The organism is Thalassolituus maritimus (genome assembly GCF_900156675.1).
In the GTDB taxonomy this organism is placed as follows: domain Bacteria; phylum Pseudomonadota; class Gammaproteobacteria; order Pseudomonadales; family Oceanobacteraceae; genus Thalassolituus; species Thalassolituus maritimus.
Genome location: NZ_FTOH01000014.1, coordinates 18,385 through 35,090, shown reverse-complemented (window position 1 = coordinate 35,090; position 16,706 = coordinate 18,385). Strand labels below are relative to the sequence as shown.

General features: G+C 51.2%; 10 protein-coding genes. 7 read left to right on the top strand and 3 right to left on the bottom strand.

The window, feature by feature from the left end; genetic code table 11:
• Positions 1 to 44: 44 nt before the first annotated feature.
• A complete protein-coding gene (locus BW941_RS16600) occupies positions 45 to 2,981 on the top strand; it encodes a hypothetical protein (RefSeq protein WP_139325881.1) in 2,937 nt (978 codons plus the stop codon).
• Between the two features lie 48 nt (positions 2,982 to 3,029).
• Here the strand turns inward: BW941_RS16600 and BW941_RS16595 are convergent, their stop codons facing one another.
• A complete protein-coding gene (locus BW941_RS16595) occupies positions 3,030 to 3,248 on the bottom strand; it encodes a hypothetical protein (RefSeq protein WP_068444259.1) in 219 nt (72 codons plus the stop codon).
• Between the two features lie 335 nt (positions 3,249 to 3,583).
• Between BW941_RS16595 and BW941_RS16590 the strand changes: the two genes are divergently transcribed.
• The 6 genes from BW941_RS16590 (at position 3,584) to dinG (ending at position 14,365) form a co-directional block, all read left to right on the top strand.
• Positions 3,584 to 5,758: a malate synthase G gene (locus BW941_RS16590; protein ID WP_076517959.1), complete on the top strand. Its 2,175-nt coding sequence runs from the start codon at positions 3,584 to 3,586 to the stop codon at positions 5,756 to 5,758.
• Between the two features lie 138 nt (positions 5,759 to 5,896).
• Positions 5,897 to 8,956, top strand: coding sequence for a hypothetical protein (locus BW941_RS16585; protein WP_076517958.1), 3,060 nt, complete (start codon positions 5,897 to 5,899; stop codon positions 8,954 to 8,956).
• Complete coding sequence (locus tag BW941_RS16580) at positions 8,949 to 10,034, top strand: hypothetical protein (RefSeq protein WP_076517956.1); 1,086 nt, start codon at positions 8,949 to 8,951, stop codon at positions 10,032 to 10,034. Before BW941_RS16585 ends, BW941_RS16580 begins: the two co-directional genes overlap by 8 nt.
• Positions 10,035 to 10,150: 116 nt before the next feature.
• The gene (locus BW941_RS16575; protein ID WP_076517954.1) at positions 10,151 to 11,611 is read left to right on the top strand and encodes an ExeA family protein; all 1,461 of its coding nucleotides are present in this window, start codon (positions 10,151 to 10,153) and stop codon (positions 11,609 to 11,611) included.
• A 1-nt stretch (position 11,612) separates the two neighbouring features.
• Positions 11,613 to 12,275: a general secretion pathway protein GspB gene (locus BW941_RS16570; protein WP_076517952.1), complete on the top strand. Its 663-nt coding sequence runs from the start codon at positions 11,613 to 11,615 to the stop codon at positions 12,273 to 12,275.
• A complete protein-coding gene (dinG, locus tag BW941_RS16565) occupies positions 12,257 to 14,365 on the top strand; it encodes an ATP-dependent DNA helicase DinG (RefSeq protein ID WP_084189097.1) in 2,109 nt (702 codons plus the stop codon). The genes BW941_RS16570 and dinG overlap by 19 nt, the downstream gene beginning before the upstream one ends.
• A 92-nt stretch (positions 14,366 to 14,457) precedes the next feature.
• Here the strand turns inward: dinG and BW941_RS16560 are convergent, their stop codons facing one another.
• Positions 14,458 to 15,729 (bottom strand): alpha/beta fold hydrolase, encoded by a 1,272-nt coding sequence (locus BW941_RS16560; protein WP_076517950.1) that lies wholly within the window; start codon positions 15,727 to 15,729, stop codon positions 14,458 to 14,460.
• Between the two features lie 189 nt (positions 15,730 to 15,918).
• Positions 15,919 to 16,548 carry a hypothetical protein gene (locus tag BW941_RS16555; protein WP_076517948.1) on the bottom strand — a complete coding sequence of 210 codons (630 nt, stop codon included), beginning with the start codon at positions 16,546 to 16,548 and terminating at the stop codon, positions 15,919 to 15,921.
• Positions 16,549 to 16,706 lie beyond the last annotated feature (158 nt).

The following is a 16,706-nucleotide window of genomic DNA, read 5'->3' as shown; positions in this document are numbered from 1 at the left end:
GATATGATGGCGCACATCTACATCCCTTTTTATTTGAGGCTCGTGTGACCAGACCGCTTTTTTCTGTCAGTCGTTTAGCGTTTCCCGACAATATTTCCTTCTCCCGCTGGGTTGTTATCCCGATGGTCGCTGCGCTGGCAGCCTGCAGTGATAATGACAGCAGCTCGTCTGTAACAACCATCAATCTGGATGTGCAGGTTGGTCAGGAAGATTTCAATGAAGCCATGCTCAGGCGGGTGACTGTCGACGAGACCGGAATGCCTTCTGAGGTGCAGCCGGGCGTCCTGAACTTTGCCCGCTTCACCACGGATGACGAAGGGCAAGCGGTTGTAACTGCAGATGGTACGGAAATCGTCTATCTCGATGTCTACGGGCGCGAAAGCAATGACGGCACATCGACGACACGCCGCTGCCAGGTCGTCAGTGGCTGTGGCTCTGTTTCTTTTGGTTCTGAATACAGTATTGTCGCGGCACCGGGCTGGCGATCGGTTGCTGCTGGCATCGAGGATGGCCAGCGCATTCGAATCACGCCACTCACTGATCTGGCAGCTCAGCTCGCTTTCGATCGTGTATACAGTGAAGATTCTGGTACCCAGCAGGATGCAGGTTGGTTAGATACTGGTTTCTATTCTGTGTATTCGACACTTCAAGCCGAATCACAGGTTTCACGCTTGTTTGGTATCGATTCTATCCAGAGTCGGGAACCCGCAGACCTGACTCAAATAGAGGAGTGGCGGGGCGCTAACCAGACAGAAGCACAATATTCAATTCGCTATGGTGCTCTCTTAGCAGCGTGGCAGTCCTATGAATTGTCCTATACATCAACGACAGATCTGCCGTCTTTCGCTTCAGCGGTTGCTGCGGACCTGGTGGCAAATGACGGCCAGTTGATGCAGCGCGGTGGAGCACAGACTCTCGCTCTTTACGATCTTTATGACGCAGCCATCAGTAACCTGAATGATTTAAATGTCACGAATTCAACCGTGTCTGGTTATGTTGCCAGTGTTGTTGCTCAACTACAGACGGAGCGCGATGCGTTTGTAGATGGGGACCTGACGTCGATTACACCGGCTTCTTTGAGCTCGCTGCTGGGTGACGAGCTGGAGGATTATCAGTTAGGCCTTCAGCGCACGAAAGCCTTTGTGCAGGAACTTCGCGACTACGGCAACAGCTTTTTCGAAGACGGTTACCGGGAGCAACTGGATAGCTACGCCGATCTGTTGAGGGGTGTTGGTGAAGACAATGCTGAAAATCTCGATGAAATCACAACCGCAGTGTCGGAAATCGCTGGTTTCTACCGGGATTGCTATCTCAACAGTGGCTGCCCATCAGTCAGCCCTGAGTGGGAGTGGTATCAGAGTCATACCTACTCTGCGCCTGTACTGACGCTTAACGGCGGTGATTTTGAAGTATCACAGGCCGTTGCGGACATTAATTTGCTTGATGAAGATGATGCTCCGACCAGTTCCCGCGCAATAGATATTCTGATGGCCGGGACTTTAGTTGCCAATGGTCTGCGTCTCGAGCTGGATCACACCTACAGTGATGACGAAATCAGCAGCCCAAGTGGTTTGCGAATTTTCTATGAAAATACCGTGACGGTTCTTCAGGATGAGGTGTCTGCCCCGGCATTGGCCTACCAGATTCGTTGGACCGATTTCACCCTTTACGATGCAGGTGATGTTGGTAGCGCTAACGAAACTGAGCTTACGGGTGCATTCAGTATCCTGTACCAGGGCGTCGATGACCCTGACGGTGTCTCCGGGCGTCGTTTTAATATCTCAGAAGTGGTTCTGAATAGTCGTATCTCTGATGTTTATGAAGACGATAACGGCACGGATTCAAACATTACGACGGTATTTCTCACGGCCAATGCCAATCAGGCAGCAGATTATTACCCAGAGTCTGAGTTTGCTTCGTTCAATGCATTCTTTGAGCGGGCCCCCCTTTACCCTGAAGGGACAGTTGCTAGTGGGCTGGTTCAGTACCGTACTGGTACGCAAATCGTTAACGGGCGCGAAACTCAATACCTTGACTACTTCGTTGAGGGTGGCGATGACTATCGCTATCGCTTCTATCCTACGGTGCGACGTGAAGATGTGAGCGACGTTGATGGTGATGGCGATACAGAAGAGCTGATCGCTACACATGACTACGAGGCATGCTTACTGAGCGGTACTGCTGAGTCGCCAGTGATTGAGCGTTGCCAGCCGAAACAGCGGTTAAATGCTGAACAGGACCTTCAGAATGCGGTGAATGAGTTGTGGCAGATTGGCGTTTTCTCCCGCCCGGAAGTACCGGGGCAGGGTGTGTACTTCGTTGAATTTCCGGTTGAGGCAGCGGATTCGCAGGGGTGTCTGACACTTTCATCGCTTCCAGCATCACTGACATCTCTGGATGGTACTTTGTTCAGAAGCGCTCAACTCGGCCTGTCGAGTGCGCGCTTTACCAGTGAAGTCGTGCTCGATTACTCAACGGCGACTGAACCGAAAACGCTTGTCGATATCCAGGTAACAGCCCCATACAGTGAACAGGTTGATGTGTCGCTTTCAGTGTCACATGACTATACGAGCGTCAATACTACGGGTCTCTATCAGGGCGTGGGCGCTGACCTTGATCGTCTGATTTTCGATTTCAGCACTGAGAGCGGTACGGTTGAAGCGACGAGCCTTTCGGTATTTAAAGACGGTGTTGAACTGTCTCTCGCAGATGGCACAACCGACACGGTCGACAGCGAAATTATCCTGGGCAGCAACCTTGATTTGGTCGACGGTGCGCCGGTTTACCGTTATATCGTGGGTGATGACGGTGAGTACCGTCGCTGTGTTGTGTCGAACACGGCCGAGCCTTCGTTCAGTCGCGATCCTCAGGAAGCCGTCTACGTGCTGAATTATCGCGATAAAGTTTACGGAAAAATTGTCTATGAAAGCGGTGTCTGGATCATCCGTTATATCGATGGCACCTGGGAGTCACTGAACTGATTCTGCAAGCACCGGCAGTGCCGGTGCTATTGGGGTTCCCGTGTTGAATCAGAGTGTTCCGTAGGAGATAGGAAGCTGTATATTCACCCGTGTATTGGGATTGTATCCGTTGCGCGGGCGCTTCCAGCCGGTCTCCCCACTAATTCCTTCTTTAATGCGGTGAATCTTTCCGCCGCTCGTGAGGTAAGCCTGTACGTCAGCTTCCAGTTGTTGACGAAGCTCTTCGGGACTTGCTTTACGTCTATCTGCACCTTTCTTCGAAGCCATATCGGTTCTCCTGTGCGCCGCGTCAGATCTGGTTGTAAGTCAGACTTCTAACGGCAGAGTCAATGTCAGTTACTTCGGGTGCGGCCAAGCTCCTGAGTCATTATAAACACCTTGTATATTTGTTGTATAGGATTTGTATTGCTTTTGGCGGGCAACGGTATGGAGGTTTTTGAGGGGCTGCCCGGGAATATCTGGCACGGAGTCGGAGAGGGGGTGTCTGCGATACGTGGTCGCGATACGAAAACAGTTGCGTTATACTCCCGGCCCTGAAATTTCACCGGTCTAAGATGCAGCCGTACATTTGGCTGTGTCCCCAAAAGAGTTGAGGCTAAACAATGACAGAATACGTTCAGAAGGGTGGACTCCAGATCGCCCAGGAGCTGTACGATTTCATCAATGACAAAGCAATGCCAGGCACTGGTATTGAACAGGATGCGTTCTGGGCGAGCTTTGATGCTATTGCCAATGAACTGGCTCCAAAGAACAAGGCGCTGCTGGCTAAGCGTGATGATCTGCAGGCCAAAATCGATGCTTACCACACTGAGCGTAAAGGTCAGGCTCACAACGCTGCAGAATACAAAGCGTTCCTGCAGGAAATCGGTTATCTGCTGCCAGAAGGCGAAGACTTCGAAGCAACTACCTCAAACGTAGAGCCAGAAATTGGCCAGATGGCGGGTCCTCAGCTGGTAGTACCGGTTATGAATGCTCGTTTCGCTCTGAACGCTGCGAACGCGCGTTGGGGCTCCCTGTACGATGCTCTTTACGGCACTAACGTCATTTCTGAAGAAGACGGTGCTGAGAAAGGTCAGGGCTACAACAAAGTACGTGGTGACAAAGTTATCGCTTATGCGCGTAACTTCCTGAACGAATCAGCCCCACTGGCTGCTGGCGATCACGCTGACAGCACTAAGTACGCTATCGACGCAGGTAAACTGGTCGTTACGCTGAAAGACGGCAGCACTACCAGCCTGAAAGATGCTTCTCAGCTGGTTGGCTTTAAAGGCGAAATGGCTGCACCAGAAGCGATTCTGCTGGTTAACAACGGCCTGCACTTCGAAATTCAGATCGACGCAACCAGCCCAATCGGTTCAACCGACGCTGCTGGAGTAAAAGACGTTCTGATGGAAGCAGCACTAACCACCATTATGGACTGTGAAGACTCTGTTGCTGCTGTTGACGCCGAAGACAAAGTCGTGACCTACGGTAACTGGCTGGGCCTGATGAAAGGCGACCTGGCGGAAGAAGTAACCAAGGGCGGCAAGACTTTCACCCGTACTATGAACCCAGATCGTGAGTACACTGGCCTGAACGGTGAAACCGTTAAGCTGAAAGGTCGCTCAATGCTGTTCGTTCGTAACGTGGGTCACCTGATGACTAACCCTGCGATCCTGCTGGCTGACGGCAGTGAGATCCCAGAAGGCATCATGGACGGCATGATGACTACTCTGATCGCTATGCACGACCTGAAGGGTAACTCTCCGTTCCAGAACTCGACTACCGGTTCTGTAAACATCGTTAAGCCTAAGATGCACGGTCCAGAAGAAGTGGCATTCGCCAACGAACTGTTCGGTCGTATCGAAGACGCACTGGGTCTGCCACGCTTCACTATGAAGATGGGCATCATGGACGAAGAGCGTCGTACCACGGTTAACCTGAAAGAATGTATCCGTTCTGCGAAAGACCGTGTTGTCTTCATCAACACTGGCTTCCTGGACCGTACTGGTGACGAAATCCACACCTCTATGCTGGCAGGTCCGTTTGTACCTAAGACTGTCATGAAGCAGCAGACCTGGATCAACGCCTACGAAAACTGGAACGTTGATACTGGTCTGGAAACTGGCCTCCAGGGTCGTTCTCAGATCGGTAAAGGCATGTGGCCTATCCCTGATGAGATGGGCATGATGATGGAGCAGAAGATCGGCCATCCTAAGTCAGGTGCGAACACCGCATGGGTTCCATCTCCGACTGCCGCTGCTCTGCACGCTATGCACTATCACCAGGTAGACGTATTCGCTGTTCAGAACGAACTGAAAAGCCGTGAGCACGCGTCTGTTGATGACATCCTGAGCATCCCTCTGATGACCGCTGAAGAAGCTTCAGCTCTGACTGAAGAACAGATTCAGAAGGAAATCGACAACAACTGTCAGGGTATCCTGGGTTACGTTGTTCGCTGGGTTGATGCAGGTGTTGGTTGTTCTAAAGTGCCAGACATCAACAACGTTGGCCTGATGGAAGACCGCGCAACGCTGCGTATCTCTTCTCAGCACGTTGCTAACTGGCTGGAACACGGTATCTGTACCCGCGAACAGGTTGAAGACAGCCTGAAGCGCATGGCTGCGGTTGTTGATGGTCAGAATGAGGGTGACGCTTCTTATATCAATATGGCGCCAGGCTTCGACACTATCGCGTTTAAAGCGGCGTCTGACCTGATCTTCAAAGGTAAAGAGCAGCCAAGTGGTTATACCGAGCCGCTGCTGCACGCATACCGTCTGAAGTTCAAAGCTCAGTAAGTAGCGTCAAGCACTGTAAAAAACCCGGCAAATGCCGGGTTTTTTTGTGTAAAGGGGCAGTAAAACACCTGTCTGAGAGCTATCCTGTGCCTACTCCAAACGTAGAATGACATAGAACAGAATAAGAGTAATAAGAAGATGGTTCATAAGCTTACCTCAGTAATCCTTATCGGCGTGCTCCTTCAGGCCTGTTCAGGGAACTCCAGTTCTACCCGCACCGTCAGCGGTGAAGAGGAGACTTATGGTATTAGCGGTCGAATAGGGACGGCGACCTGGGGTAGCCGAATCAGTGCAACACCGATCAACTATGAGGGTGGCCCGACGCTCATAGAAAACGATAGCGGTAATCTTGTATACGATGGTGCAGCTTCGCAGTCTTCTCAAACGGGTACTTACGAGCTGACGGCAGAGGCCGAAGACGTATCAGGATCGTTTATCTTTATCGCGAATACGGACAACGGGGATGTGTTCTATCGCTGTGAGCGAGTACAGGGGTGCGACTCGCTCGCTTACGGAAAATACGTTCCTCTTCCAGATGATCTCGATGTCAGGGCTGGCGTCGGTGAATTGCTCGACGGCATGACGGTCAACGTCAACTGGATTACTGATATTGCAAGCAGTATGGCCAGAACGGTTTATATCGACGCAGTCACGAACGGCCTTTCTGCAGACGACCGGGCGGACATCAATCAGGCTGTGTTGGATGACATCGAGAAAGCGAAAACAGGTGTGTATAACCAATACACGATGGAGTTGGCCAATCTTCACGTCTCTGAGCTCTTCGGTCTGACGGATATTATTTCGTCGCCTGTAGTTGCCCCCAGTCAGATTACGCAAATTGAGACAGTTTCAGGTGATGCTCTGGTCGAAGGGGTCTATTACGGTGCGTTAATTGCTGCTTTGCCGTATCTCGCTGATTCGGCTAACACCGACTTCGTAACGAAACTGGGTGAAATTACCGGTGATGTAATTGATCGGCGCGGGCAGTTGTTGGAGAAAAGTGAGTCCCCAGATGCTGTAACTAAGTTCGAGATTTTCTCTACGGCCAGCACAATACTCCGGGATAACATCAATTACTTTAACGGGCTTGGTGCCAGAGTCCCTGCTGGTGCAGTCACAGCTCTCGAACGGCTCGACGGCGTCGCAGCCTCTATGAGAGAGGACGTTGAAACATCGGTAGATGTCGATGTGCCAGCCAGGTTAGCGGGTTGGCGTACTGCAATAGAAAACAGCAAATACTTTCTGATGGACCTTACTGCGGCAGTGAAGAATTTCTGGGGCTATGATGAAAATCAGCCCAGCTTCATCGATCCTGTTCATGGACGTCGCGTTGATTCATATTATCTGGCGCATGAAACAGCGCTGAACACAGTGGCAGACCTGGCATTTGGGCCTACTGGTGTTCTCAATGAAATATTGGAAGGTGCTGAGATCCTTGCTCGTTGTGAGTTCGGAGAGGGTGATTGCACCCCGCCAGTGGGGTTCGCCATCGAAACTGATGAGAGCGATTCGGCAGGGCTTCCTAGTGACCGTGTACTTATTGACGGTTCACTTCGTCTTATCATGCGTCCGATTGAGACCACTGACGCCGATGCTGGGCTCTATAATGTGTTTGATTTCGAAATAGAGTCGGCTGATAACCCTGATGAGGGGGTTGATGCTATTCCAGCCGAAATTAAGAATGCTTTGGCACTAGGTAATGGTAAAAAGCTTTACTGGTACACGGAGGCCATCTCTGACGGAAGCATCACTACTCGTCCTTATGTTCGGGTGTTTTATGAGGATAGCTACGCGTCGCCTCCTGCTGGATCATTTCTGGATGACTCAGATCCTTCACACGTTGCGCCAACGCAGATTGCGATTGTCTGGCCGTTGGTCAGGTTTGAAGGCAATATCGATGGCGCCCAGGCGGGCGATAATGGTGAACATGAATTCAACGCGCTCATTGAGGCCAACCTGGTAGGGGTCAAAGACCCGCTCGATGATGCCTCCCAGACCAGGTATAACCCAGTTACATTTGTCGTCCGTGCAAGGTCCACGCTGGAACCGGATGCAGAAAACAGGACTGATCTGAACGTTCAGCTCAGAACGACGAATTCTTCATCGTATTACCCAACCAGTAAATGGCCTGCTACCCATGAGTTTTTCCTTGGGCGTCCAGATGCTCCGACGGAAATTACAGATCTCGTTGAAAGCCTGTATCGCGACCAGACCGTCTTATCGGATGGTCGGGTTATAGAATATTTTGATGAAGAGCTTCGTGGGAGGGACTTCATTAGTCGGATCAAGTTGTACCCCTACGACTCTAGTACCAATACGACCCGTTCCGAATCCTGTAACGTATCCTGGGTGGATGTCGATATGGACGGGGATGATGAAAGAGTTGAGCAGAGTTGCGATACAGTTATTGAGCTGGCCGGAGAAGTAACCCTTGATGAGCTTCTCGAGAGAAATTTCGAAAATAATGTTTTATCCAGATACAGCGTGCCTGGCAACGGGATATATGAAATCGATTTGTCTACGTCTGCAATTGTATCTGGTACTGAGTATCAGGGTCTGACAGAAGGCGTAGAGTATGGGCCGTTCAGCGGTACCTTCTATGATGATATAGAGCTGGGGATAGATCGTCTTACTGCCGTTGCAGAAAGTTACCTCAAAGACCCAGAAGACGAAGCGCTGATTCCTGTTATCTTCGAGCTAGCGCTTGAACGACAGGTTGAGGACGAGTTCGCATTGAGTGCCTCGTACGGCTTCGGCTCCGAGGAAACTTATGAAAATATCAGCAACCAGTTAGGTGTTGTTGCTGGCGGAGATGCACAGGGCTTTTATCTCGAATTGGCCGTCTCGGAAGAGCAGATCAGTGATGGGGAAGGCGGACTGAAAACCATCGAAGTCGAACGTGGTTACTGGTTGATTTCCCGCTCAAACGTATCTATGGGTGGTACTGATCAATCGGTTCTTGCTCAAATAGCTACTCGTACGGAATACACGCAAGGCAACGATGAAACGGCCTGCGGCTTTAACGACCGCGATAAATTGTCAGCAGCAGCGCCAACAGATGCAGATTCAAATGATGGCTGTGAAGCAGTCGCCTATCTGACGGTACGTGGTGCACTCGTAGGCACAATTCGCGAAGAGCGCGAGAACGTATTTGTCGCCCGTTTCGTTGATGGCACCTGGATGATTATTGGTGATTAAGAAGGTCATACTGCTGTCTTCTGCTATCGCAATAGCGAATATTGCTGATGCGACAGCAGGGCAGCCTTCTGATTACTCTGGCGATGTCAGATTTTCCTTGTCTGCTGAGGCAAGCTCTGAGCCTGTTCCGATCGATCAGATGATTGAAGGGTGGGAGCAGGATGCCGATACTGGCGAGTACGCGTACGCGGATATGAGTCTCGCTGCATCCGCGTCTTACCGGAACTTCACGTTAAATGCGGAACGTCGCTGGTTCTATTCACTCAAGTTTTCTCCTGACACAACAGCCGTCTACCTGGACGCTGAGTTTGGTATAGAAACTCAGCAGGACAGAGACCTTAACCTGGTTGCCAAGGTATTCCAGGCTCGTGGGATTGGTGGTTCTTATCGCTTTGAGGGTGAGAATTGGTCGGTGTCACCCGCCTTTATGCTGTACAAGCTGATCCATTATCAGTTTGGTTCATTTGTTGGACGAAGCTTCGCTGACGAGGGTTCTAACTTTTCGGCAAGCCTGTCGTACTACTTTGACGAGTATCGCTTTCCTTCCTTCGATACGCTTCCTGAATATGAAGACCCGCAAGGCAGTGCATCTCAGGAGTGGTTTGGATACAGCGCGTCCCTTTCAGGAGCTTGGGCCCCGACGGATGAACTGGAACTTGCCCTGCAAGTGAGAGATCTCTGGAATCTTCTCGATATGGGTAACTCTGCACACCGCTCAATATGCGCAGAAGTCGGTGAGGTTACTAATCCTGTCTGTTCGAGTGGCGGCGCTGCCAGTGGCGATGACAATCCGAAGGCGCTGGAAACATCAATTAAGTCGACAGTTGTCGCGAATGCGGTTTATAAGCCGCTGGATGTATACGTTCAGTATTACTGGTATGACGTTTACCGGAATCTGTCCATCGAGAAACGTTACCCATTCGGTAGCGGCAAAGTGGGTGTTGTTGGAACGTCGAAGCGCCAGCTCGGTGCTGCTTTCTACTGGCAGGGGCTCTCTGCCAGCTACATCGTAGATGATCTCAATATAAAACAAGTCCGCGATGCCCGTATTGGGTTGTCGTATCAATATCGGTGGTGACTGGTCTTCGTTGATCAGTCGCTGGTGAGAGATCCCCCGTGATTTCAGGCTAAGTCACCACTGCGTCAGACGTGCAATTCCGGTATCATGCCGGCATCAATCAGACAGGATGCAGCATGTACCTTGAGTACTTTGGCTTAGACAAACTGCCATTTACCATCTCTCCGGATCCGGATTTTCTGTACCCGTCACCTGGGCATCAGGAAGCGTTGGCACACCTGAGCTATGCCCTGACGGATCAGGGCGGGCTTATCTGCCTTACTGGCGAAGTGGGTACGGGTAAAACGACACTGTGCCGGGCGCTTATGGCGTCTATCCCAGAAGGTGATCATGTTGCATATATATTTAATCCGCAGCTCTCGCCTATAGAGTTAATGCAAAGCATCTGTGATGACCTTGGCATCGCCTATGAAAGAAGCGCATCGCTCAAGGAAGTCTACGCATCCATCAATGAAGCACTGGTGAACTTCTACGGGAAACATCAGCGTGTTATTTGCGTGATTGATGAAGCCCAGTCCATGCCTGTCGCGCTATTGGAGCAGGTTCGCCTGCTGACTAATCTGGAAACAGACCGAGAAAAGCTACTAACCCTCGTTCTGGTAGGGCAGCCAGAGCTTCGCGATCTGCTTAAGCGTCATGATCTACGCCAGCTGAATCAGCGCATTACTGCTCGTTACCACCTGGATTTGCTGAGTCTGACCGAAACCTCCGAATACGTTGAGCACCGCCTGGTCTGCGCTGGCGGGAATCAGATGTTATTTGATCCTGCCGCGATCGAGACTATCTGGCGGGCCAGTGAGGGAACTCCACGGCTGATTAACAGTATTTGCGATAGAGCGCTATTGGGTGCTTATGCCACGGGCAGTCACCTGGTCAGTTCGGATATCGCAAGTCAGGCGATTATTGAAGTGCTTGGGGCAGATTATGATGCAGTTCCTCCAGTTCATGTAGGAAAAGGGGCGGCTGGCATTGCAGTGACCTCAGGCAAAACCATATTAAAAAGCGCACTCGCTTTCTGCGCGGCTGCTGTGGTTGTCTTTGCGGGTGTAATTGCGTACCAGAATATTCCTGCACTTAAGACGGTCTCATTAGACCGTAGTGATCCGTATGCAGTACTTGAGGCCTCCCGCACTGAGGGTGCTGCGAATTGTGACTCTTCAGGTTGGCGTTGTATTCCGGTCGACTGGGATATCTCTGAATTGCGCGAGCTGAATCTGATCACGGTCGTCAGAGTGGGGAGCAGGGGTGCAGAAGCAGAATGGTATGACCTTGAAGAATACGAGAGAGGCTATGCCGGTGAGGCCGTGATTTTATGGCAGGCGCCTGCTGACTACACCAGCGCTGTCAAACCGGGAGAAACCGCATCGGTCATTCGTTGGGTGCGGTCGCGTCTGGGTGCAGGCTGGGATCAGGAATGGACCAGCATTGGGCCAGGTGGTGTGCAGGTCGAGGTTAATCCAGAGTTTTATGATCCTTTGCTGGAGCGTGCGGTCGCTGAATTTCAGATCGCTGAAGGTTTAAAAGCTGACCGTATTATTGGGCCAAAAACCCTGATGTACCTGCAGGCGAGGCAGTAGCATGTCATACATCCTCGATGCATTGAAAAAATCCGAACAAGAGCGGGATGAGCGCAACCCGGCCCAAATGCCGCCTAAAAAGGGCCTGATCTCAGAATCTGCTGAGACTGGAAAAGTGGCTTCAGAGCACGAGCAGCAACGTAATACGGACAGTAATACTTCTGCTCGCATGGGAATTTCTGCCGCTCTGGCCGTTGTGCTTATCTTAGGTGCTATCGCTACAGCCTTTTATTCTTCGCCCGCTGACAAGCAGGGCGCTACACCATCGGCTGGAGAAGAGACTTCGCTTTCTGAAACGGACTCAGAACCTGCAGCGGTTATGACGACGGCAGAGCTTCCTGATACTCAAATCGTTGCAGCAGACAATGCAGGTAAGGATATTGAAGCGGAACAAAGCGACGTTGAGCCAAAAGCGCCTCTTAAAGAAGCGCGAGCACCGTTCGAAGCATTGGAGAGAATTCCGGATCTGAATATCACAGGGCATACATTCAGCTCTGTACCAGCTAAGCGAACAGTGACTATGAATGACCGTGTCTGGCGAGAAGGTGAGCAAGTGGTGGATGGTGTAGTCCTGAAGGAAATCACGCGCGACGGCATCTTGCTCGACGTTTCTGGGTGGCCCGTAGTAATTGGTCGTACGCGTGGATGGAAGGCTATTCGCTGATGCTGCAAAAAGAAACAAAAGAGCGTATTCAGTCGCTGTATCGCGAAGCGATCAAAGCACTGGAATTACGTCCACGCTATGGCCAGCGTGTGATGATTGCAGAAATCGCGAAAGCCTTGGGCTCCATTCGCGAAGGCGAAAAAGACGAGCGCGACAACGACGCGGGAATCGCAGTCGTAGAGGCGGGGACCGGCACTGGTAAGACTCTGGCTTACCTGATTGCTTCATTACCAGTGGCCATTGAGCGAGAACGTAAGTTACTGGTCTCGACGGCTACGGTAGCTTTGCAGGAGCAGATCCTTGATAAGGATTTGCCAGCGCTGAAGAAACACCTCTCTCTACCGTTTAATTTCGCGCTAGCCAAAGGGCGTGGTCGATATTTGTGTCTGGCGAAGCTGGATAAAGCCTTGCAGCAACTTTCCGGCATTCTGTCTACGGTAGACCTGTTTGAGCAGACGCCTGAAGAACAGGACCGCGAGCTCTACGAAAAGATGTTGATGAAATACGGCAGCGGCGATTGGGATGGAGATCGGGATCGCTGGGATGATGAAATTGAGCATAAACAATGGTCCCACCTGACGGCGACTCACCGGGAATGCTCGAACCGTCGTTGCCCCCATTTTCAGAACTGTGCTTTTTACAAAGCGCGGAGCGCCATGGAAGACGCTGATGTCATCGTCGCTAACCACGACCTGGTGCTTGCGGATCTCTCGCTCGGTGGTGGTGCTATTTTGCCTGCGCCTGAGAAAACCATTTATGTGTTTGATGAAGGGCATCACCTCGCCGATAAAGCACTGAACCACTTCCGGCTGGAATTTGGTGTGCGCTCAACACGCCAATGGCTGAAACAGCTGGAAAAAGTCATCGAACAATTTATTGCTGATGCCGGAATGCCCGTAGGGTTAATGCATTCGCTGCAAGAGATGCCAGCGAATCTTCAGGCGTTGTCCCAGAGTGCGAGCCTTGTCTGGCCACTCGTGATGGACCTGATGCAGGACAGAGATCGTCAGCGTTTTGAATTTGGTGTGTTACCCGAATCGCTCCGCGAGCTTCTACAGACAATGAAGGCCCCCTTGCAGCCTGTTGTCCATTGCCTCGATAAAATGTCGGATATGCTGCAGAAGTCTCTCGATCCGAATGAGACTGGAGACTTTCAGCGAGAGGTCGCTGAGGCCTGGCAGGCACCCGTTGGGATTATGTTGGCGCGGGCTGAAGAGCTGTCAGAGGCTCTGTCATGGATAGCGGCGGAAGAGGCGGAAGGCGAATTACCTGTGGCCCGGTGGCTTAGTAAGCGTCCGTACGGTGATGATTGGGATATTTCCCTGTCGGCGTCGCCAATTTCAGTGGCAGCGCAGCTGCGCAGGAACCTATGGAGTCGTTGCTATGGTGCTGTTGTTACCTCGGCAACACTCACGGCACTGAATAGTTTCAACTCGCTGAAATGGGAAGCCGGTCTGCCAGACTGGGCGGTCTACGAACGTGTAGCCAGCCCATTTAACTACCCGGAACTCGGGCAGCTCGAAGTGGTTCAACTGGCATCAGATCCAAAGAGCGAAGCGTTCGAGAGTGACGTTCAGAATTGGCTCAAAGAGGCCGTGAACCCAGATGAGGCCACTCTTGTGCTCTTTAGTTCGCGTGCACAGCTAGAAGCGACGAGAGACTATTTTATTCGCGACTGGTACGAACACCTCCTGTGTCAGGGTTACCTGCCCAAAAGTGAAATCGTACGTCGTCACAAGGAACGCATTGATAACGGGAAAGGAAATGTGATCTTCGGACTGGCATCCTTTGCCGAGGGGATCGACTTACCCGGTGAGTACGTAACTCATGTTGTGATCGTTAAGATTCCATTTGCTGTTCCAGATGATCCTATCCAGTCTGCCATATCGGAGTGGATGGAGAGCCGGGGGCGCAATCCTTTTATGGAGTTAACGCTACCAGCGGCGTCTATACGGCTTATCCAGGCATGCGGCCGACTGATCCGTAAGGAATCCGATCACGGCAAAGTCAGTATTCTCGATAAGAGATTGGTGTCTTCCCGATACGGGCAGTTATTACTTGATTCTCTGCCTCCGTTCCGGCGAGTGTGACTCACGCTTCAGTTCCTGCAGTTCGGATTTCAGGCAATAAAAAACCCGCCGAAGCGGGCTGTGTATCTGGCAGTCCTGCCGTGCACTCAGTCTCAGGCCAGCTGGCCTGCTACTTCCTCAACTGTTGGTTGATCTTCACGGACCATAAGCAGGTGGTCCTGGAGGTAGTTCAAAAGGGCTTCTGCACCTTTCATTTCGCGTTGCATTAACAAGCAACGCAAGGATTTTTTGTCTTTATCCAGAACACGAACATGGTAAGTGTGACCCGTTTCTGGAATTTCCAGCCAGAGCTGATCAGACGACTCGTTCAGCGTCATATCCATGTTGATCTGCTCAATTTCGCAACCGCTGAAGTTAATGTTGCTGATGCGTACGGTGTGTTCTTTGCCAGTGGCCTTGTCGTGAAGGCTATACGGCTGCTCCATTGGGCGCAGGCGAGCTTGCAGGCGCTGGTTGGCGAAGTCGTACGCTTGTGGGTCATACAGGTCGACGCCCTGGATACCTTCGAGTGACTGGCCGCTCATGAAGCGACATACGACTTCCATTGAAGCAGATTTCTGTTCGAACTGTGCCAGGTGATCAGCGTTACGGATAACGGCAAACTTACCGTTAACGCACTGACGTGCTACCGCAGCGTTTTCCTGCGGCAGGGTGAAATTATCGAACTCGCCAGTCGCAATCAGGGTTTCGCAGGTCGGGAACGACTTAAAGCCCTGGAAACGCAGCAGTCGGCGTGTGTTCTGAGCGTAACGCTGACGCTCATTATCATTCAGACGAGCAATCTGACGGAACAGAAGGCGACGATAGGTTGCGCCGATCTGAGTGTCTTCCATACGGTTGTGATTGATCAGGTTGCAGACGGCTGTGGTTGCAAAGGCATCCATGTCGCCGTTGTCGAGTAGCTTGAGAGAATCTTCGAGCAGTGTGATCAGGCTTTCGCGACGGAAGCAGGTGATACCGGAAATAAGAAGACGGTCGATCATCTGCGGGTAAGCAGATGCGAAAAGAGTCGCCATTGCAGAGCCGTAGCTCACACCCATCAGCTGTACTTTGCTTACGCCCTGTGACGTCAGGAAACCCGCGATCAGGTCTGCGAAGTCTTCCATATCTAGTTCAGGTGCAAGCTGGTCGTTGCCACCCTGAGAAGGGAAGTCTGCGAGGATGACAGGGCAGTGCTCAAGCATTTGCTCTACTTCGTTGCGGAACGAAGAAAAGCTCTGGAAAGCACCACCAAGAAACATGACTGGCGACTTATCCATGTTGCCCTCACTTTCGTAGGCAACAAACTCAACCTTATAGTCACCAATCATCTGGATGTTTGGTGCTTGCTTTAACGCTGCTGGGGAGTAGTTGGCAAACTGCATGATGGTGTCGACTCTTTATTCTTATAGTGTGATCACTCTATCGCACTTATAGACAGAATGCCACACTTGTATGTTTTCTTTACGTTACATTGAACTCTTTGTAACTCATTGATTTACAAAGATATTTTTAAAAATGTAACGCGAGTCGAGAAGACTGATGAAAAAAAATTGTTGCTCTCGTCACATTTCTTAACGAGGCGAATTAAGTTGAAACCGGATCTCGTCAGGCGTCACGTTGATGTCAAAGTCACCGTTAGGAGTAGAGTGTGATTCTGGCGACAGGTTCCCTGCGTTTGGAATAACGATTTCGAATGAGTACGGGCTGATAGCAAGCTCAGAGGACGGGACTACGCCGTCTGGGTAGACCGCGTTTGAAAGACTCAGGTTTTCATAGTCGATCGGAGTGCCTTCTTCGAGCCCAAGAGCGGCGCGGAGAGTTGCTTCATTGACGAACTTATCGTGATCGTATGTCGGAGTTTCAGGAATGGTCTGTGAGATGCGCGCGAACTCATATTCTGTCTGAGCCGTCATGTCATAGGGCATCGCTTCATACTGCTCACGCATATCAATCGTAGACTGTGACGTTGATTCGCCCTCAGAAAAGTCGTCTTCAAGTGGCGATACACGAATAATGCTGCGACGCTCATTCTGTTGAGTAGGAGCCTTCTTACGAACAATTACGGTGGTATCGCGGATGTATGACTCGGTCATCTCTTCAGCCGGAATTTCGGTGATCTCAGCGAAAGAGAGAGGAGAGGCAGCGATAGAGAGGCTCAGCACGGCGCCGGCGAGGACTGAGAAGTTATTGATATCTTTCATGATGAGACTCCCAATGATGTTTTACTAATCCTAGAGGAACGCCGCAGAGTTACAAGAGAACATTAGCGTCACCAGTGCCGCATTTCAGGCCTTTCAGTTAACAATTGAATCTGAACAGTAAGCTCTCTGTAAGCTGGAACACGGGTACAACTTAGGGC

Excerpts from the sequence above, each read along its gene's own strand:
- BW941_RS16595 (WP_068444259.1), bottom strand. The coding sequence starts at position 3,248 with ATGGCTTCGAAGAAAGGTGCAGATAGACGTAAAGCAAGTCCCGAAGAG.
- BW941_RS16590 (WP_076517959.1), top strand. The coding sequence starts at position 3,584 with ATGACAGAATACGTTCAGAAGGGTGGACTCCAGATCGCCCAGGAGCTG.
- BW941_RS16585 (WP_076517958.1), top strand. The coding sequence starts at position 5,897 with ATGGTTCATAAGCTTACCTCAGTAATCCTTATCGGCGTGCTCCTTCAG.
- BW941_RS16575 (WP_076517954.1), top strand. The coding sequence starts at position 10,151 with ATGTACCTTGAGTACTTTGGCTTAGACAAACTGCCATTTACCATCTCT.
- BW941_RS16570 (WP_076517952.1), top strand. The coding sequence starts at position 11,613 with ATGTCATACATCCTCGATGCATTGAAAAAATCCGAACAAGAGCGGGAT.
- dinG (WP_084189097.1), top strand. The coding sequence starts at position 12,257 with ATGGAAGGCTATTCGCTGATGCTGCAAAAAGAAACAAAAGAGCGTATT.
- BW941_RS16560 (WP_076517950.1), bottom strand. The coding sequence starts at position 15,729 with ATGCAGTTTGCCAACTACTCCCCAGCAGCGTTAAAGCAAGCACCAAAC.
- BW941_RS16555 (WP_076517948.1), bottom strand. The coding sequence starts at position 16,548 with ATGAAAGATATCAATAACTTCTCAGTCCTCGCCGGCGCCGTGCTGAGC.